The organism is Pseudomonas sp. GW823-FHT02E01 (assembly GCF_058797535.1).
Genome location: NZ_JBXAJS010000001.1, coordinates 406,295 through 423,547, shown reverse-complemented (window position 1 = coordinate 423,547; position 17,253 = coordinate 406,295). Strand labels below are relative to the sequence as shown.

14 protein-coding genes are annotated in these 17,253 nt (G+C 62.1%); 7 read left to right on the top strand and 7 right to left on the bottom strand.

The window, feature by feature from the left end; all coding sequences use genetic code 11:
• The first annotated feature begins 47 nt into the window (after positions 1-47).
• The 5 genes from AC1RDQ_RS01940 (at position 48) to AC1RDQ_RS01920 (ending at position 7,109) form a co-directional block, all read left to right on the top strand.
• Complete coding sequence (locus tag AC1RDQ_RS01940) at positions 48-1,070, top strand: helix-turn-helix transcriptional regulator (protein ID WP_492586098.1); 1,023 nt, start codon at positions 48-50, stop codon at positions 1,068-1,070.
• 202 nt (positions 1,071-1,272) lie between these two features.
• Positions 1,273-3,069 (top strand): amidohydrolase, encoded by a 1,797-nt coding sequence (locus AC1RDQ_RS01935; protein ID WP_492586394.1) that lies wholly within the window; start codon positions 1,273-1,275, stop codon positions 3,067-3,069.
• A gap of 18 nt (positions 3,070-3,087) precedes the next feature.
• Positions 3,088-4,827: an amidohydrolase gene (locus AC1RDQ_RS01930; protein WP_492586097.1), complete on the top strand. Its 1,740-nt coding sequence runs from the start codon at positions 3,088-3,090 to the stop codon at positions 4,825-4,827.
• A gap of 106 nt (positions 4,828-4,933) precedes the next feature.
• Positions 4,934-5,674, top strand: coding sequence for a TorF family putative porin (locus AC1RDQ_RS01925; protein WP_150814730.1), 741 nt, complete (start codon positions 4,934-4,936; stop codon positions 5,672-5,674).
• A gap of 46 nt (positions 5,675-5,720) precedes the next feature.
• A complete protein-coding gene (locus AC1RDQ_RS01920; RefSeq protein WP_492586095.1) occupies positions 5,721-7,109 on the top strand; it encodes a purine-cytosine permease family protein in 1,389 nt (462 codons plus the stop codon).
• A 145-nt stretch (positions 7,110-7,254) separates the two neighbouring features.
• Here the strand turns inward: AC1RDQ_RS01920 and AC1RDQ_RS01915 are convergent, their stop codons facing one another.
• From AC1RDQ_RS01915 to AC1RDQ_RS01885, 7 genes are all read right to left on the bottom strand, one after another.
• Positions 7,255-7,974: a L,D-transpeptidase family protein gene (locus tag AC1RDQ_RS01915; protein WP_154861330.1), complete on the bottom strand. Its 720-nt coding sequence runs from the start codon at positions 7,972-7,974 to the stop codon at positions 7,255-7,257.
• Entirely contained in the window at positions 7,971-8,729 is a 759-nt protein-coding gene (locus AC1RDQ_RS01910) for a M15 family metallopeptidase (RefSeq protein ID WP_492586093.1), read from the bottom strand. Before AC1RDQ_RS01910 ends, AC1RDQ_RS01915 begins: the two co-directional genes overlap by 4 nt.
• Before the next feature lie 33 nt (positions 8,730-8,762).
• Positions 8,763-9,752, bottom strand: coding sequence for a lipoyl synthase (lipA, locus tag AC1RDQ_RS01905; RefSeq protein WP_492586091.1), 990 nt, complete (start codon positions 9,750-9,752; stop codon positions 8,763-8,765).
• A gap of 167 nt (positions 9,753-9,919) precedes the next feature.
• Positions 9,920-11,176: a serine hydroxymethyltransferase gene (gene glyA, locus AC1RDQ_RS01900; protein WP_407515604.1), complete on the bottom strand. Its 1,257-nt coding sequence runs from the start codon at positions 11,174-11,176 to the stop codon at positions 9,920-9,922.
• 41 nt (positions 11,177-11,217) lie between these two features.
• Positions 11,218-11,601 carry a glycine cleavage system protein GcvH gene (gene gcvH, locus AC1RDQ_RS01895; RefSeq protein ID WP_057714203.1) on the bottom strand — a complete coding sequence of 128 codons (384 nt, stop codon included), beginning with the start codon at positions 11,599-11,601 and terminating at the stop codon, positions 11,218-11,220.
• A 404-nt stretch (positions 11,602-12,005) separates the two neighbouring features.
• Positions 12,006-13,514, bottom strand: a complete 1,509-nt coding sequence (gene gcsR / locus AC1RDQ_RS01890) for a transcriptional regulator GcsR (RefSeq protein WP_492586089.1) — start codon at positions 13,512-13,514, stop codon at positions 12,006-12,008.
• A 68-nt stretch (positions 13,515-13,582) separates the two neighbouring features.
• Positions 13,583-14,497 carry a LysR family transcriptional regulator gene (locus AC1RDQ_RS01885; RefSeq protein WP_492586087.1) on the bottom strand — a complete coding sequence of 305 codons (915 nt, stop codon included), beginning with the start codon at positions 14,495-14,497 and terminating at the stop codon, positions 13,583-13,585.
• Positions 14,498-14,648: 151 nt separating this feature from the next.
• Here AC1RDQ_RS01885 and speB point away from each other — a divergent pair, with 151 nt between their 5' ends.
• Together speB and AC1RDQ_RS01875 are read left to right on the top strand one after the other, a co-directional pair.
• The gene (speB, locus tag AC1RDQ_RS01880; protein ID WP_057714206.1) at positions 14,649-15,650 is read left to right on the top strand and encodes an agmatinase; all 1,002 of its coding nucleotides are present in this window, start codon (positions 14,649-14,651) and stop codon (positions 15,648-15,650) included.
• Between the two features lie 53 nt (positions 15,651-15,703).
• Positions 15,704-17,215: an aldehyde dehydrogenase family protein gene (locus tag AC1RDQ_RS01875; RefSeq protein ID WP_492586085.1), complete on the top strand. Its 1,512-nt coding sequence runs from the start codon at positions 15,704-15,706 to the stop codon at positions 17,213-17,215.
• Positions 17,216-17,253 lie beyond the last annotated feature (38 nt).

Here is a 17,253-nt window from a genome sequence, read left to right as displayed (position 1 = left end):
ATGGCATCGTCGAAACCAAAGGCCATGCAGTGAACGGGAACGCAATGATGGGGGAGGGAAATAAAGTCGAGGGCGACGCAACGATGGTCACGCTCAAGGCGTTCAATCATTGCGTATTGCACCTGGGCCGGCTGGCGCGGGAGAGCGGGGCGTCGCGATTCATCGCCGATGGCCTGCAGGCATTCGGTCAGCTGGTGCCCTTCGCATCTGCCTGGTGGGGCGAAATGTCTGCACCAGGTCCTGAGGTGCCCATGCAAAGCTGGATGCATGGCAGCATCAATCTTCCTGAATCCTTTGCCGCCGAATGGCATCCGGTGGCGGCCAACGATCAGTTCTCCTACGCCACGCTCAATCGTCCCGGTGAGGTGGTGTGCGACACGGGTTTCAACGACCCTTGCGAGGCGGTCAATGATTTCGCCCGGCGCTTCGACCTCTATCACTTGATGAGCATCACCTACGAATTGCCCGAAAGCGGCCTGATGTTTTTCGTCTGCCTCTACCGGGGGCAGGATGAACAGGCGTTCGAGGAGAACGAAGCCGAGCTGTTTTTGGCGTTCTGCGATCACCTGTTCCAGCTGTGGCGGTTTCAGGTGCAGGACATGATTCGCTTCGACAGCGAAAACGGCGCGAGTGATTTTGGCGTCGCACGCATGGACGGCAGTCTGCTCTATGTGGGGGCCAGGCTGTGCGTCGCCATCCAGCGCGAACTGCCCGGCTGGAGCGGTTCCACGCTGCCACCGGAGGTGATCGCGCAATTGTCCAAAGCCCCCTGCGTGATCCGTCTGGGCCGCTGCGCCCTGACCCTGAGCCCCAACGCCGAACACGTCATCCTGTCCCTGGAAGCACCCTCGGGCGGGGACGGCCTGGCACCTCGGGAGCGCACGGCGGCGATGCTGTTCGCCGCGGGCCACTCCTACAAGGAAATCGCCAGAATGCTCGCCTTGAGCCCGTCGACCGTGCGCACCTACCTGCGCAATTGCTACTTGCAACTCGGTGTGAAAAGCAAGGTGGAACTGGGCTCCGTCCTGCGTTCGCCGGGCGCGCTGACGGAGTCCGTGCGCCGGGACTGATCCCCGCCGTTTCAATTATTTGCCTGACCCCTCCTCATTTGCAGAGGTCCATTCGAACGCTGCGCCCTATAGGGTAGGCCTTGTCTATACAAGGGCTGGCGCAGTCGCTTCGGGCCGCTTCAAAACAATAAGAACAGGGGTGAGGCATTTGAAACTTTCCAGGTTGTTCATCGCCGTTGCGTCGACAACGGCGTTTTCCTGCATGGCATTGGGCGCGACGCCCGCCGACACGGTCCTGCGCAATGGCTACGTCTACACCGTCGATGGCCAGAATTCCGTGCAGCAGGCCATCGCCATTTCAGGTGGCAAGATCGTCTATGTCGGCAGCGATGCCGGGGTCGACGGCTACATCGGCAAGCAAACACAACTGATCGACCTGGCCGGACGCATGCTGATGCCGGGCTTCGTCGATGCACACATGCACCCCGGGGATGGCGGTCGAGCCATGACCTTGTGCGACCTGAAATACCAGACCATGACCCGCGCGCAGTTTCAGGCAAGCATCCAGGCCTGCCTCGATGCCGAAAAGGACAAGGGCCCGGACGTCTGGCTGGAAGTAGGCAGCTGGGACCGCATGGGCATGACCGGGCTCGACGGCGACGCCGACAAATCGACCCTGGACGCGCTCAAGACCCAGCGTCCGATCCAGGTGCGCTCCACCGATTTCCACACCGTGCTGACCAACTCCCGCGGCCTGGAACTGGCCGGGATCAACAAGAACACCGCCGACCCCGAGGACGGCAAATACCGACGCGACAGCGCCGGCAACCCGAACGGTATTTGTGAAGACGGCGCCGCCGAATCGTTGGCCGCCGTGGTGCCGCCGGCGACCGACGCGGAAAAACTCAATCAGATGCGAGCGGCCCTCGACGCCATGCGCCAGCAAGGCATCACCAGTTTCTTCGATGCGCTGGCGGGGCCGGAAAACGGCAAGGCCTTCACCAGTCTGCAAAAGTCCGGCGAACTGACCGCCCGGGCCTTGCTGGCGATCAAGCTGGACCCGGCCGCCGCGGCCGCCGACCCGGTGAAAACCATCGCCGAGGCCAAGGCCCTGGCCAGCACCTACGACCAGGGCGACGCGAAGGTCGCGCCGGGCGTGAGCATGCGCCACGTCAAACTGTTCTTGGACGGCATCATCAATGCCCCGGCGGACACCGGCGCCATGTTGACCCCGTACCTGCACAACAGCGGCACCGACAAGGCGCCGCAGTGGACGCCGGGCAAGAACCTGGGCGAGCTGTACTTCCCGCCGCAGGTGCTCAATCCACTGGTGCTGCAAGCGGTCAAGGCCGGTCTCGATCCGCACCTGCACGCCACCGGCGAGCGTGCGGTGCGCGATGCACTGGACAGCGTCGCCTACGTGCGCAAGGAACTGCCCGGTCAAGACTTCCGCCCGGCCATCGCTCACGCCGAGTCAGTCGACCCTGCCGACTACGCACGCTTCAAGGCACTGGACGTCACGGCCACCATGTCGTTCCAGTGGGCACAGCAGGCACCGTCCACGGTCGACGGCACCAGCGATCACCTTGGCGCCGCGCGATTTGCGCGCATGGAACCCTCGGGCAGCATCGCCCATGCCGGCGGTCGCGTGGCGTTCGGCAGCGATTGGCCAGTCGATCCCCTCGATGAGTTCCTGGCGCTGAAAGTCGGTGTCACCCGTTCCGGCGACCCGACCAATCCGCACAGCTATGGGCCCAAGTATGCCGGGCGACTCAACGCCGATCCGGCGCTGTCGCGAGCCGAGGTGCTGCGCAGCATCACCCTCAGCTCCGCCGAACAGCTGAAGCTGGACGCGGTGCTGGGCTCGGTCGAAGTCGGCAAGTTCGCTGACCTGATCGTGCTCGACAAGAACTTCATGCAGGTGCCCGAGGAGGAGCTGGGCCGTAATGACGTGCTGCTGACGCTGGTCGGCGGCAAGGTCGTGTGGGCCAAGGTGCCGTTCCTGGGACTGGCGCCACAGGTTGTTTCCCAAGTTGTCACTTCTCGATCCGTCCAATAAAAACTAGAGAGCGTTCCGATGCGATTTATTCCAAACCTGTTGGCCGCCGCGCTGGCCTTGTCGTCGGTGCAGGCGATGGCCGCCGCTGACCTGGTGTTGTTCAACGGCAAGGTCTTTACTGCCGAACCCGGCCAGGCGCTGGTGCAGGCTGTTGCGGTGCAAGACGGCAAGATTCTGAAAGTGGGCAGCGATGCCGAAATCAATGCCCTGGCCGATGCCAAGACCCAGCGCATCGACTTGGCGGGCAAAGTGTTGATGCCGGGCATGATCGACACCCACAGCCACCCGGTGGTGGGCGCTTTCGACAGCATGAAAGCCAACCTGCTGGACGAGGTCAAACCCTTACCGGAACTGGAGCAATGGTTGATCGAAGAAGACAAGGCCGGACGCGCACGCGCCGGTGATGTGATCAGCGTGGCCGGGGTCAGTTCGGCTTACTGGGAGAAAAGCCGTGAACTGGGCAAGGTGTTCAACCAGGGACGCTGGGCGGACCAACCGATTGTCTTCAGTGGCATCGACGGGCACACCGGTTGGGCCAACAACGCGATGCTCAAGCGCCTGGACATCGACACGGCGCTGGTCAAGAGCCTGCCGGAAAAGGAACGCGGTTACATCGGCCATGAAGCGGACTTCACCCCTAACGGCTACTTTGCCGAATCCCGTTGGGACGTGGTGCGCAACGGCATTCCTGCGCCAAGCCCCGAGACCATGCTTAAAGCCGCGAAAGAGGCGGTGAGGGTCAACAATCAATACGGCGTCACCGCCTGGATGGACGCAGCGGCAAACGGCGGCAGTGAAGATTCGCTGTTCGATTTCCATGCCACCGCCGAAAGTGTCGGCGTGCTGCCGCTGTACAAGGAACTGGCGCAGAACGGCGAACTCAGTGCCCACGTCGCCGCGCTGATGGTCACCAATCCGAAGAGCAAACCTGCCGACCTGGAGGTGATCGCCACGGTAATGAAACAGTTCGAGGGCGTGCCTAACCTGACGTTCCCCGGCGTCAAGGTGTTTGTCGACGGCATTCTCGAATTCCCGGGGCAAACAGCGGCGGTCGTCGTGCCGTACAAGAACAGCAACAAGGACGGTCAGCTGCTGACCGACCCGGCGCACTTTGGCGAACTGGTGGTGGCAGCGGAAAAACGCGGCTGGATCGTGCACATGCATGCCGTCGGCGACCGCGCGGTGCGTGAAGCGCTCAATGGCGTGGCGTATGCGCGCAAGCTCAGCCCGACACCCGTGCCCCACAGCATCGCGCACCTGCAACTGGTCAACCCCAAGGAGTTTGCGCGCTTCAAGCAACTGGGCGTGATTGCCTCGATGCAACTGCTGTGGGCCACCGGCGAGTCCTACACCGTCGAACTGGTCAAACCTTACATCAGCGCCTTTGCCTACGGTTACCAGTATCCCGCGCGGTCCTTGCATAACGCCGGCGCGACGATTGCCGGTGGCAGTGACTGGCCGGTGTCGAGCGCCAATCCGTTCAACGCCATTGCCCAGGCCAGCACGCGCAAGGGTCCGTTGGGCGTACTCAATGCCAAGGAAAGCATCGACCGCCAGACCATGTTCTACGCCTACACCATCAACGCGGCGAAAACCCTACGCCTGGATCAGCAGATCGGTTCGCTGGCACCGGGCAAGCAGGCCGACCTGATCATCCTCGACCGCGACGTGTTCAAAGTCAGCGATGACGACCTGTTCGAAACCAAAGTCCTGAACACCTTCTTCGCCGGCAAGCAGGTCTACGCCCCCGCGTCCTGACCTGCGTACACCCAGCACACGCAAAAACCGCCAGCCCCTCGTAGCGCGAGGGGCCTGGCATCGCCATGCCTGAAATTCCCGTACGCCATAACAACAAGAGAATTGTATGAACGCACTTTCAGCATTGACCCTCGCGACACTGGCATTGATCCCCCTGAGCAGCCAGGCCCTGACCCTCAACGATGATTTCAGCCTGGACATGACCCTGGGCGTGGTCAGCGATTACCGCACCCGGGGCATCTCGCAAACCCTGGGCGATCCGGCAGTACAGGGCGGCGCAACGCTGTTGCACAGCAGCGGCCTGTACATCGGAGCCTGGACCTCCAACGTGGATTTCGGCGGCGGATTCGATACCCGCCAGGAGCTTGAGTACTACGCCGGTTATTACTGGCAGGCGACCGACGCAATCAGCCTGGATCTGGGCTACATCAAGTACGACTACCCGAAGAATTCCGACTTCAACCTCAGCGAGGTCTACGCCGTCCTCGACCTGTACGGCGTGAAGCTGGGTGCCTATTACTCCAAGGACACGCCGAACTTCTTCGGCGAGGACCAGGACACTCTTTACACCTACCTGGGCTACAAAATCGATTTGCCGGCCGAAGTCGGCCTGGACCTGCGCTTTGGGCGCAACGATGTAAATGACCCCGCGTTCTGGTCCGCCAATGGCGATAGCCGTGAGTCTTACTACGAGTGGGAAGCCAAGCTGACCCGCGACTTCGTCGGTGTCACCTGGGGCCTGAGCTATATCGACACGGACTTGTCGAAAAGCGAGTGCGCCAGTTGGTACGGGTATGACGACCTCTGCTCTGCAACGGTTGTAGCCAGTGCAACCAAGACGTTCTAACTTCCATCCCTGACAACAAAAACAGTTCCTCAAAGGAAACATCGTCATGAGTGCGCAACGAAGTCCGCTGATCGAGACTCGCTCGATCGATTTCATTCCCGAGGCTGAGCGTCACGGCAGCCTCTATAGCCAGTTCACCTTGTGGCTCGGCGCCAACCTGCAGATCACCGCCATCGTCACCGGCGCTCTCGCCGTGGTGCTGGGCGGCGATGTGTTCTGGTCACTGATCGGCTTGCTGATTGGGCAGGTGCTGGGTGGTGCCGTAGTGGCGCTGCACGCGGCGCAAGGTCCGAAGCTCGGACTGCCGCAAATGATCTCCAGCCGAGTGCAGTTCGGGGTGTATGGCGCGGCAATCCCGATTGTGCTGGTGTGCCTGATGTACCTCGGTTTCAGCGCCACCGGCGCGGTGCTGTCGGGGCAGGCGATTGCGCAATTGATCAGCGTCAGCGACAGCGCCGGCATCCTGATTTTCGCCGCGTGCATCGCGTTCCTGACGATCTTCGGTTATCGGGTGATTCACCTGGTCGGGCGGGTGGCCAGCGTGCTGGGGATCATCGCGTTCGCCTACCTGTTCACCCGGTTGATGACCCTCAACGACATCGGCTTGCTGCTCGACAATCGTCATTTTGGCTGGAGCACCTTCCTGCTGGCGGTTTCGCTCTCGGCATCCTGGCAGATCGCCTTCGGCCCCTACGTGGCGGACTACTCACGTTACCTGCCGAGCAAGACTTCGTCGTGGAAAACCTTCGCCGCCGTGGGCCTCGGCACCGTGCTGGGGGCCCAGACTTCGATGGTGCTGGGGGTGTTCGCCGCCGCACTGGCCGGGGCGAATTTCCGTGGGCACGAAGTGGCGACCGTTGTCGGCCTGGGCAGTAGCGGTGTGATCGCGTCCTTGCTGTACCTGAGCATTGTGTTCGGCAAAGTCACGGTGTCCACCCTCAACGCCTATGGCAGTTTCATGTGCATCGCCACCATCATCAGTGGCTTTCGCCGTCGCCTGGAAATCACCGCCCGCCAGCGCATGCTGTTTGTGCTGCTGATTGTCGCGGCATCCACCGCGCTGGCATTGCTGGGGCAGTACTCGTTCCTCAACTCGTTCAAGTACTTCATCCTGTTTTTGCTGACGTTCTTCACCCCGTGGAGTGCGATCAACCTGGTGGATTACTACTTCATCAACAAGGAACGTTACGACATTCCTGCGTTGTCCGACCCGAACGGTCGCTACGGTCGCTGGAACGTGCTGGGGATCAGCGTGTACGTGATCGGCGTGTTGATCCAGTTGCCCTTTGTCGACACCCATTTCTACTCCGGGCCGATGGTTGCGCAACTGGGCGGCGTGGACATCTCCTGGATCGTCGGGCTGCTGGTGCCGGGTGTGATTTATTACGCGCTGGCCAAGCCGTCGATGAGTGGCGTGGTGGTTGAGCGGGGTTAAATCCCGCATTTGTGGCGAGGGGGCTTTTGTGGCGAGGGGGCTTGCCCCCGTTGGACTGCGTAGCAGTCCCTTTTTTGGGTGCACTTCGTGCCCCAACGGGGCGATGCGGCGTTCCGACAAGCCCCCTCGCCACAGGGTTCAGCGTTTACTCGCGTTCGGGAAGTTCCCAGCGCTGGCGCAACTGTTCGTACTGCGCTTCGGGCAGTTGCACCAGCATCGGGGATTTTCCCGGGTCCAGCCAGTTGAACAACCGCGCGATATCCGCCGGGTCCATGGCCGTACAGCCACGGGTCGGCGCCGTGGGGCCGCGCCAGATGTGGAAGAAAATGCATGATCCGGCAGCGGGAGTGGCCAGGGTGTTGTGCCGGATGAAAATGCCCTGGCGATACAAGTCATCGCTGCGGCGCATGCGTTCGGAACTGTTCCAGTCTCTTGCAATGACCGAGCTGTCGACCAGCTCGTTGTAGCGAGCCGACTGGCTGTCGTCCACGCATTCGATGGTCGCTGTCAGCGCCAGGTAGGGCAGGCGGGTATTGGCCGAAGGCTCGTAGCCAAACGCCGTGCCCAGGCTGAACATCCCGGCCGGCGCCTTGCCGTCGCCTTCCTTTTTGATCGGCCCTTCAGGTCGCCCGGGGTTGAGTTGGCCCTTGCCCCAGCCCATGCCATTCTTGCCGAGCACCACTGCAAAGGGCGCTTCGAATTTCTGCAAGGTCTGCCCGTGCCGTTCATAGCGCTGGGCAGTACCCTGGATGTCATCCCAGCCTTTACTGGTGACCACGATCAGTTGGTCACTGCCGTCGAGTCCCTGGGCCATGGCGGCCAGCGGAAAAAACGCCACCAACAGGGTCTTGAAGAGAATGTTCATGGTGCGAGCGGCGTGATGGGGAAGTTCATGACGTCCGGCTTCGGCGGATTCCCGCTGTACGTGAAGTGCCACCACTCGGCCGAATAACCCACAAAGCCTTCCTTGGCCATGGCACTGGTCAGCCGCTGGCGATTGGCCTTGGCCGTGGCGTTGATCAGCGCCGAGTCGGTGTGCGCCCGCTCATCGAAGCAATCGAAACCGGTGCCCATGTCGAGCGCGCCGTCGTGCCAGCGCTCGCCGTAGGGGGCGGTGCAATCCGCCGGTATCGCCGAAGGTGTCCAGGTGTCGGCGGGCAGGGCGTCGGGGCCGGTCAGGGTCAGGTCGACGGTGTTGCCTCGGGAGTGATTGGACACCCGGGCCACATAACCCAGGCGCCAGAAGTCCTGCTTGTCGACCCGTGGATAGAACTCGGTCTTGAGCGGGTCGCCGGGTTCGCTGGCGAAGCGTCCCATGTCCGCCACCGCGCGGGTCGGGCGATAGCAGTCGAATACCTTCAAGCCGTAGCCTTCGGCTTTCAGTGAGTTTTGCACTCGGGCTAACGCCTTCGCCGCGTCCTGCGACAGCAGGCACTCCGCCGCCTGGTAGCCGTCGAGCGGGTGCCCGGTGAAGTTGTGCGCGCTGGCGTAGCGGATGTCCTGCGCGATGCCCGGGTCGACGCTGCGCACATACACCATGTGCCCGGGTTTCGACTCGTCGGCCATGCACGGCGTGGCAAGGCTCAGGCACAGCAACATCAGACAGGGTGAACGCGACATCGGGAACGGCTCCATGCATGACCGGTCATTCCATCATGGCTTGAAACCGTCCGTACCTCCATGAAGTTGTTGATCGGCGTGATAGGACGAACGCACCAGCGGCCCGGACGCTACGTTCTTGAAGCCCATGCGCGTGCCTTCTTCGGCGAACCAGGCAAAGGTGTCCGGGTGCACGAAGCGCTGGACCGGCAAGTGGCTGCGGGACGGTTGCAGGTACTGGCCGAGGGTCAGCATGTCGATGTCGTGCTCGCGCATGCGCTTCATGACTTCGATGACTTCTTCGTCGGTCTCGCCCAGACCCAGCATCAGGCCGGACTTGGTCGGAATGTGCGGCATCATCTGCTTGAATTTCTGCAGCAGGTCCAGCGACCACTCGAAGTCCGACCCCGGCCGCGCGGCCTTGTACAGGCGCGGTACCGTTTCCAGGTTGTGGTTGAACACATCCGGCGGCTCATTGGCGGTGATCGCCAGGGCCACGTCCATGCGTCCGCGATAATCCGGCACCAGGGTTTCCAGTTGAATGCCGGGCGACAGCTTGCGGATCTCGCGCAGGCAATCGACAAAGTGTTGGGCGCCGCCGTCGCGCAAATCGTCGCGGTCCACCGAGGTGATCACCACGTACTTCAGGCGCAGCTCGGCGATGGCCACGGCGAGGTTCATCGGCTCGTTGGCGTCCAGCGGCTTGGGCCGGCCATGGCCGACATCGCAGAACGGACAGCGACGGGTGCAGATGTCGCCCATGATCATGAAGGTCGCCGTGCCACCGGAGAAGCACTCGCCCAGGTTCGGGCAGGACGCCTCTTCGCAGACGCTGTGCAGCTTGTGTTTGCGCAACAGTTGCTTGATGCGGTCGACCTCGGGAGAGATCGGCATGCGCACGCGAATCCAGTCGGGTTTGCGCGGGAATTCATCCGTGGGAATGATCTTCACCGGAATCCGCGCAACCTTTTGCGCACCGCGCAGTTTGGTGCCGACCTCCACTTTGGCTGGACCTTTTTGCGCCGCTTCAGCAATGACAGTCATGGTTTTTCCTTGTGCAGACAGCTAATCAGGCAGGGCACGGAACCTGTGGGAGCGAGCTTGCTCGCGATGGCGGACTTTCATTCAACATCAATGCTGAATGCATTGGCCTCATCGCGAGCAAGCTCGCTCCCACAGGGTTTTTCCCACAGGGTTTTTGTGTGGTGTGATCAGTCGCGATAGACCGGGAAGTCGGCACACAGGGCGGCAGCCTGCCGTGCGACATTGGCCTCGATATCGGCATCGCCCAGGTGATCGAGGATGTCGCAGATCCAGCCAGCCAAGGCAATGCTCTGCGCCTCCTTGAAGCCACGGCTGGTGATTGCCGGGGTACCGATGCGCAGGCCGGAGGTCACGAATGGCGATTGCGGATCGTTGGGCACGGCGTTCTTGTTCACGGTGATGCCGGCGCGACCGAGGGCGGCGTCGGCGTCCTTGCCGGTCAGGCCCTGGCGGATCAGGCTGACCAGGAACAGATGGTTGTCGGTGCCGCCGGACACCACGTCATAACCACGCTCGATAAACACCTGCGCCATGGCCTGGGCGTTGCGGATCACTTGCGCCTGATAGGTCTTGAAGCCGGGCTCGAGCGCTTCCTTGAAACACACGGCCTTGGCGGCGATCACGTGCATCAGCGGGCCACCCTGACCACCTGGGAACACCGCGGCGTTGAGCTTCTTCTCCAGTTCCGGATTGGCCTTGGCCAGAATCAGACCGCCACGGGGGCCGCGCAGGGTCTTGTGGGTGGTGGTGGTGACCACGTCGGCGTAGGGCAGGGGATTGGGGTACAGACCGGTCGCCACCAGGCCGGCGACGTGGGCCATGTCGACGAAGAAGTACGCGCCGACCTTGTCCGCGATCTGACGGAAGCGCGGGAAGTCCAGGGTCTTCGAATAGGCCGAGAACCCGGCGATGATCATCTTCGGCTTGTGCTCGACAGCCAGGCGCTCGACTTCGTCGTAATCGATCAGGCCCGTGGTGGTGTCGATGCCGTATTGCACGGCGTTGTACAGCTTGCCGGAAAAACTCACCTTGGCGCCGTGGGTCAGGTGACCGCCGTGGGCCAGGCTCATGCCGAGCACGGTGTCGCCGGCTTGCAGCAGGGCCAGATAAACCGCCGCGTTGGCCTGGCTGCCGGAGTGCGGCTGGACGTTGGCATAATCGGCGCCGAACAGCTGCCTGGCGCGGTCGATGGCCAATTGCTCGACCACATCGACGTGCTCGCAACCGCCGTAATAGCGCTTGCCCGGGTAGCCTTCGGCGTACTTGTTGGTCAGGCCGCTGCCCTGGGCTTGCATCACCCGCTGGCTGGTGTAGTTCTCCGAGGCGATCAGTTCGATGTGGTGTTCCTGCCGCGCATCCTCGGCGTTCATCGCCGCCAGCAGTTCGTCGTCATAGCCTTTGATCTGGTCGTGCTTGCTGAACATGGTGTGGTCCTTTTTCGGATTCGGGAAATGCGTAGGGGGCTTCAAGCGTCGGCGTGTTCTGCGGTCAAGCGTTCATAGGCGTCTTGATCCAGTAGATCGCTCAACGCCTGGACATCGACCGGTTTGAAGCGAAAGAACCAGCCTTCGCCCAATGGGTCTTCGTTGACCAGTTCCGGGGTGTTCTCCAGTGTCGCGTTGATCTCGACCACTTCACCGTCCAGCGGCATGCCGATACTGCTGGCGGCTTTCACCGATTCCAGCACCGACACTTCAGCGCCTGCATCGAAGGCGCCCAGCTCAGGCACCTGAACGAATACCACATCCCCCAGCGCCTGCTGGGCAAACGCCGTGATGCCGACGGTGACCAGGCCATTGCTCTCAAGGCGCAGCCATTCGTGATCGACGGTAAAACGCAATTCGCTCATCTCAACTCCTTATTGTTTTAAGGCTCGTGGCGGGGCGACGAGCGGGGTTGGAGGAGTGATAGCAAGGGTGGTGCCAATGTTTTTTATTTGTTTTAAATCAATAGGTTGAGTCGTTTGTGCGGAGTTTGTGACATCTCGCTCGTATTGAATTCAATACAAGCAGGTATGGCCTTGGGGGCAAGCGCCGTGATTGCAGGCGTGGAAGGGATTGTCTTGATTTCGCTACGCTGTATCGATTTACAGACGAAGAATTCAGCAACACCACTGATCCCCTGTGGGAGCGAGCTTGCTCGCGATTGCGGTGTGACAGGCAAAATTGATATCGACTGACACGGCCTCATCGCGAGCAAGCTCGCTCCCACAGGGGAATGTGTTGTCGGTGACAATGTGTTCCGACAGATCACTCAGGGCTTGGCGGGAATGCCGTACTTGCGCAGGCGAATGGCAATGGCGCTATGGGACGTCTGCAATCGTGCAGCGAGCAACCGGCTGGACGGGTAGCTGCGATAAAGCTGTTCCAGCAGATTCTTTTCAAAGTCACCCACAGCCTCTTCCAGGCTGCCGACTTCGCCGTCATTTTGCCGCTCTACCGCCGTGCGGGCGATGTCCAGATCGTCGATGTCCACCAGCGGATTTTCGCAAATCGCCGCTGCACGGAAGATCACGTTCTGCAATTGCCGCACATTGCCCGGCCAGCGGTTGCCGAGCAGGGCGCTGAAGGTGCTCGGTGCCAAACGACACGCCGGTCGCTGGATCTGCGCACAGGCCTGTTGCATGAAGTGATTGGCCATCAGCAGGATGTCGTGACCGCGCTCGCGCAGTGGCGGCACTTGCAGGTTGAGCACGTTGAGGCGGTAGAACAGGTCTTCGCGAAAACGCCCTTCGGCGACCATTTTTTCCAGGTCGCGGTGGGTCGCGCTGAGCACCCGCACATTGACCCGGACCTCTTTATCGCCACCGACCCGACGGAAGCAGCCATCGCTCAAAAAACGCAGCAACTTGGCTTGCAGGTACGGCGACATTTCCCCGACTTCATCGAGGAACACCGTGCCCTGGTCGGCCAGTTCCAGCAGGCCGAGCTTGCCGCCCCGTTGCGCGCCGGTGAAGGCGCCGGGAGCGTAGCCGAACAGCTCGCTCTCGGCCAGGCTCTCCGGCAGTGCCGCGCAGTTCAGGGCCAGAAAAGGCGCGTCGTGCCGTGGGCTGATGGCGTGGCAGGCGCGGGCCACCAGTTCCTTGCCGGTGCCGGTTTCGCCCTGGATCAACAGCGGCGCATCAAGGGCCGCCACTCGTTGGGCACGCGCCTTGAGCGCGCGGATCGGCGGTGATTCGCCCAGCAGTGCATCGAAGCCTTCGGCATGGTCATGGTGCAGCGCCGACAGGCGTTCGCCGATGCGATTGGGTTGATACAAGGTGAGCAGGGCGCCGGCGTCGGTGATCGGCATCGCGTCCAGGAGCAAGGTCTGGCCACCGAGGCTGACCTCGTGCATCGGCAGGCGGAAATGGTGAGCGATCAAGGTGCGTTGCAAATCGACATCGTCGAACAGCGCGGTCAGCGATTCACCGGCCGGTTCGCGCCCGCACAGGGCGATCAGCGCCGGGTTGGCCAGCAGCACATGACCCCGGTCATCCACCGCCAGCACCGGGTCTGAACTGGCTGCCAGCAACGCGTCCAGTTGCAGGCGCCGGCGTTGCCCCGGAAGGATGTCGACCATGGTCACCGCTTGCACGCCGCGCACACCGAAAAGCGCCTCCCGCAGTTCTTCGAGCACGTCGGCGCCGAGGGTCGGGGCGTCGATGTAGACGTTCGGCGGCACCATCTCGACGGCGTCCAGATTGAAACTGCGTCCACCGAGCAGGGCCAGCACTTCCTGGGTGATTCCGACGCGGTCGATGAAGGTGACGTGGATGCGCATGACGGGCCTGCAAGGTTGGCGAACCGAATCAGTATGCCCGGCAAAATTTGAATTTGGCGAGTGTCACCTCACGGCTTGCCGGTTTTACGGGTGCTGGCGGCCAGGTCCTCGAGGAACGCCTGGAGGATCGGTGGCGGTGCCGTGCCGCGACGGGTGATCACGTCGAACGGCGATTTCAGGCGCAGGCTTGCGGGTGCCAGTTGGTGCATCTCGCCGCTTTTCACCCACTGGCTGGCGAAGTGCTCCGGCAGGAAACCCACATAAGCGCCGGAGATGATCAGGATGGCCGACGCCTCGATGTTGTCCACGGTGGCCGCCGCTTTGGTGATACCCAGGTGTTCCAGGTCGTATTGCTGCATGTAGCCGCGCACGACGATGCGCCCCGCGCCGACCTCTTCGAGCAGCTCGGCGCCCTCGGCCTGGCTGCCGTACAACGGGTGACGCCGCCCGCAATACAAGCCCAGGGCTTCCTGGTACAGCGGTGATTGCAGCAGGCCCGGCACATGGATCGGGAAGTGCCCGATGGCCAGGTGCAGGCGACCGTCGAGCACCCGTTCTTCGAGTTCCGCCGGGGTGCCGACGTACACGTTCAGGTGCACGTCATGCCCGCGGGAGACGAAGCGCTGGGTGGTGCGCGGAATCGGCGAGTCGGGGTCGGTAATCGTGGTGTCGATGATCCCCAGGTTGAGCTTGCCGCTGATGTGCTGCTTGAGCACGTCGGCGTCCATGCAGAAGTTTTCCACCGCCGACAGCAGGCGCTGGGTGGCTTCATGAATCGCCACCCCTTGTTCGGTCAGGCGAAAGCCGCTGCGCCCACGCTGGCAGAGTTTCACCCCAAGACGGGTTTCCAGGTGGGTCATCTGTTCGCTGATGGTCGACTGCCCGGCATTCAACGCCGCCTGCGCGGCCGAGAAGCCACCGCAGCGCACAATCGTGGCAAACACCCTGAGCAGTTTCAGGTCGACGTCGTGCAGCTGGATCATCTTGGACCTCCGGCATGTGGATGCATCGGGAATGCCGATATGAGTATCTGATGTTTAGCATTTTTTCCACGAAAACCTGCGCCCATAGTCTTTCCAACGGCGGTCGCCTTGCAGTCCGTCAAGCCGATAACAAGAAGTGGAGAGGCTAGAAATGTCGAACAACGGTTATGAATCCGGTCGCCTGAACCTGCCATTCGTGGGTCATTGCACCTTTGGCAAATCCCCGGTGTGCACCGATTGGGATGCACTGGATGCCGACGTCGCGGTGCTTGGCGTGCCCAACGACATGGGCACCCAGTGGCGCTCCGGCGCACGCTTCGGACCACGCGGGATTCGCGAAGCATCGACGCTGTTTTCCTTCGGCCACGCCGGCGCCTACGATCATGAAGATGACGTGATGTACCTCACCGCATCGGACGTGCGCATGGTTGACGTCGGTGATGCCGACATCGTCCACACCGATATGGCTACCAGCAACAAGAACACCGAGTACGCCGTGCGCAAGATCCTCGACGCTGGTGTCATGCCGGTTGTTCTCGGCGGCGACCATTCGGTGCACGCACCAGTGATCAAGGCCTTCGAGGGCCGTGGCCCGATCCACATCATTCACTTCGATGCGCACCTGGATTTCGTCGACGAGCGCCACGGTGTTCGCTATGGCCACGGCAACCCGCTACGCCGCGCCTCGGAAATGAACCACATTGTCGGCATGACCCAAATGGGCATTCGCAACGTGTCGTCGTCCAACCGTGATGACTACGAAGCGGCCCACGAAGCCGGCTCGAAAATCCTCTCGGTGCGCGATGTGCGTCGCCTCGGCGTCGAAGGCGTGCTGGCGCTGATCCCGCAGAACATCAACTACTACATCACCATCGACATCGACGGTTTCGACCCGTCCATCGCCCCTGGTACCGGCACCCCGAGCCACGGCGGCTTCCTCTACTACGAAGTGCTGGAAATCATCCAGGCCCTGGCCAAGCGCAGCAAGGGCAACATCGTCGGCATGGACCTGGTGGAAGTGGCACCGGTCTACGACCCGACCGGCATGACCTCGATCCTGGCCGCACAACTGCTGCTCAACAGCATCGGTTTCATCTTCCACGAACGAGGCAAGGTGCGGGCGGCCGCCGAAAGCGAAACCGCATCAGCCTGATCATCGAAACCAGTGACCCGGCAGGCTCTGACTGCCGGGCAGAGAGAACAAAAATGGACACGATCGTCAAAAGTTACCTGCAAAAATTCGGCGTCAGCGAAGCCACCCAGACCTTCCTTGGCAAGGTCCAGAAAATGTTCATCGGCGGCGCCTGGGTCGAGGCCAGCGACGGCCAGACTTCCGATGTGATCGAACCCTCGACCGAAGGCCTGATCACCCGCATTCCCATGGGCACCACCGATGACCTGGACCGTGCCGTGCAAGCCGCCCGCGCCCAGTTCGACGGCGGCGCCTGGCGCCAGGCCAAACCGGCGGAACGCGAGCGCATGATGCAGCGCCTGGCCGACCTGATCGAGCAGAACGCTGATGAACTGGCGCAAATCGAATCCATCGACATGGGCAAATCGGTTGCCTTCGCCAAGGACGTGGACATCCAGGGCACCGTGGATACCCTGCGCTACTTCGCCGGCTGGGCCACCAAGCTGCACGGCCGTACTGTCGAACCTTCGCTGCCGGGCAACTACCTGGCCTATACCCGCAAGGAAGCGGTAGGTGTGGTCGGCGCCATCGTGCCGTGGAATTTCCCGCTGCAAACCATGGCCTGGAAGCTCGGCGCGGCGCTGGCGACCGGTTGCACTGTGGTGGTCAAGCCCGCCGAACTGACTTCGTTGTCGGCCCTGCGCTTCGCTGAACTGGTGCAGGAAGCGGGCATCCCTGACGGCGTGATCAACATCGTCACCGGGCGCGGCAGCGTGGTCGGCGCGGCCATGGCCACCCATCCCGGCATCGACAAACTGACCTTCACCGGATCGACCCCGGTCGGCCAGACTGTCGGCCGCGCAGCGCTGGATGACATGAAGCGGCTGACGCTCGAACTCGGTGGTAAATCACCGGTCATCGTCTGTGCCGACGCCGACATCCCGGCCGCCGCCCAAGCAGTCGCCAACGGCGTGTTTTTCAACTCCGGGCAGGTATGCGACGCCGGTACACGGGCCTATATTCATAGCAGTGTCTACGACGAATTCCTGCGTGAGCTGATCGCCTACACGCGCACCCTGAAAATGGCCCCGGGCCTGGACCCGGACTGCTTCATCGGCCCGCTGGTCTCGGCCCTGCAAAAGCAGCGCGTGACCGAGTACATCGAAACCGGCAAGGCCGAAGGCGCCGAACTGGTCTACGGCGGTCAACCGGTCGATGGCCCTGGCTTCTTCGTCGAGCCGACCATTTTCGCCCACTGCCGTAATGACATGCGCATTGTCCAGGAAGAAATCTTCGGTCCGGTGCTGGTCACCGCACCGTTCGACGATGAAGAGCAGGCACTGGCCCTGGCCAACGACTCGCCTTACGGCCTGGCTGCCGCACTGTATTCCAACGACCTCGGGAAAGTGCACAGCCTGATCCCGCGCCTCAAGGCCGGTTCGGTCTACGTCAACGCCCACGGCACCCTCGACCCGTCGATGCCGTTCGGTGGCTACAAGCAGTCCGGATTCGGCAAGGACCTGGGCGCCGAGCAGCTCGACTACCTGCTCGAAACCAAGGCGGTGTGGATCACGCTGCCGAGCTGACGATCGTCATTTGTAGGAGCGAGCTTGCTCGCGATGAA

Excerpts from the sequence above, each read along its gene's own strand:
- lipA (WP_492586091.1), bottom strand. The coding sequence starts at position 9,752 with ATGACTGTCATTGCTGAAGCGGCGCAAAAAGGTCCAGCCAAAGTGGAG.
- AC1RDQ_RS01915 (WP_154861330.1), bottom strand. The coding sequence starts at position 7,974 with ATGAACATTCTCTTCAAGACCCTGTTGGTGGCGTTTTTTCCGCTGGCC.
- AC1RDQ_RS01920 (WP_492586095.1), top strand. The coding sequence starts at position 5,721 with ATGAGTGCGCAACGAAGTCCGCTGATCGAGACTCGCTCGATCGATTTC.
- AC1RDQ_RS01925 (WP_150814730.1), top strand. The coding sequence starts at position 4,934 with ATGAACGCACTTTCAGCATTGACCCTCGCGACACTGGCATTGATCCCC.
- AC1RDQ_RS01910 (WP_492586093.1), bottom strand. The coding sequence starts at position 8,729 with ATGTCGCGTTCACCCTGTCTGATGTTGCTGTGCCTGAGCCTTGCCACG.
- AC1RDQ_RS01935 (WP_492586394.1), top strand. The coding sequence starts at position 1,273 with ATGGCATTGGGCGCGACGCCCGCCGACACGGTCCTGCGCAATGGCTAC.
- AC1RDQ_RS01930 (WP_492586097.1), top strand. The coding sequence starts at position 3,088 with ATGCGATTTATTCCAAACCTGTTGGCCGCCGCGCTGGCCTTGTCGTCG.
- gcvH (WP_057714203.1), bottom strand. The coding sequence starts at position 11,601 with ATGAGCGAATTGCGTTTTACCGTCGATCACGAATGGCTGCGCCTTGAG.
- glyA (WP_407515604.1), bottom strand. The coding sequence starts at position 11,176 with ATGTTCAGCAAGCACGACCAGATCAAAGGCTATGACGACGAACTGCTG.
- gcsR (WP_492586089.1), bottom strand. The coding sequence starts at position 13,514 with ATGCGCATCCACGTCACCTTCATCGACCGCGTCGGAATCACCCAGGAA.
- AC1RDQ_RS01885 (WP_492586087.1), bottom strand. The coding sequence starts at position 14,497 with ATGATCCAGCTGCACGACGTCGACCTGAAACTGCTCAGGGTGTTTGCC.
- AC1RDQ_RS01875 (WP_492586085.1), top strand. The coding sequence starts at position 15,704 with ATGGACACGATCGTCAAAAGTTACCTGCAAAAATTCGGCGTCAGCGAA.
- speB (WP_057714206.1), top strand. The coding sequence starts at position 14,649 with ATGTCGAACAACGGTTATGAATCCGGTCGCCTGAACCTGCCATTCGTG.
- AC1RDQ_RS01940 (WP_492586098.1), top strand. The coding sequence starts at position 48 with ATGGGGGAGGGAAATAAAGTCGAGGGCGACGCAACGATGGTCACGCTC.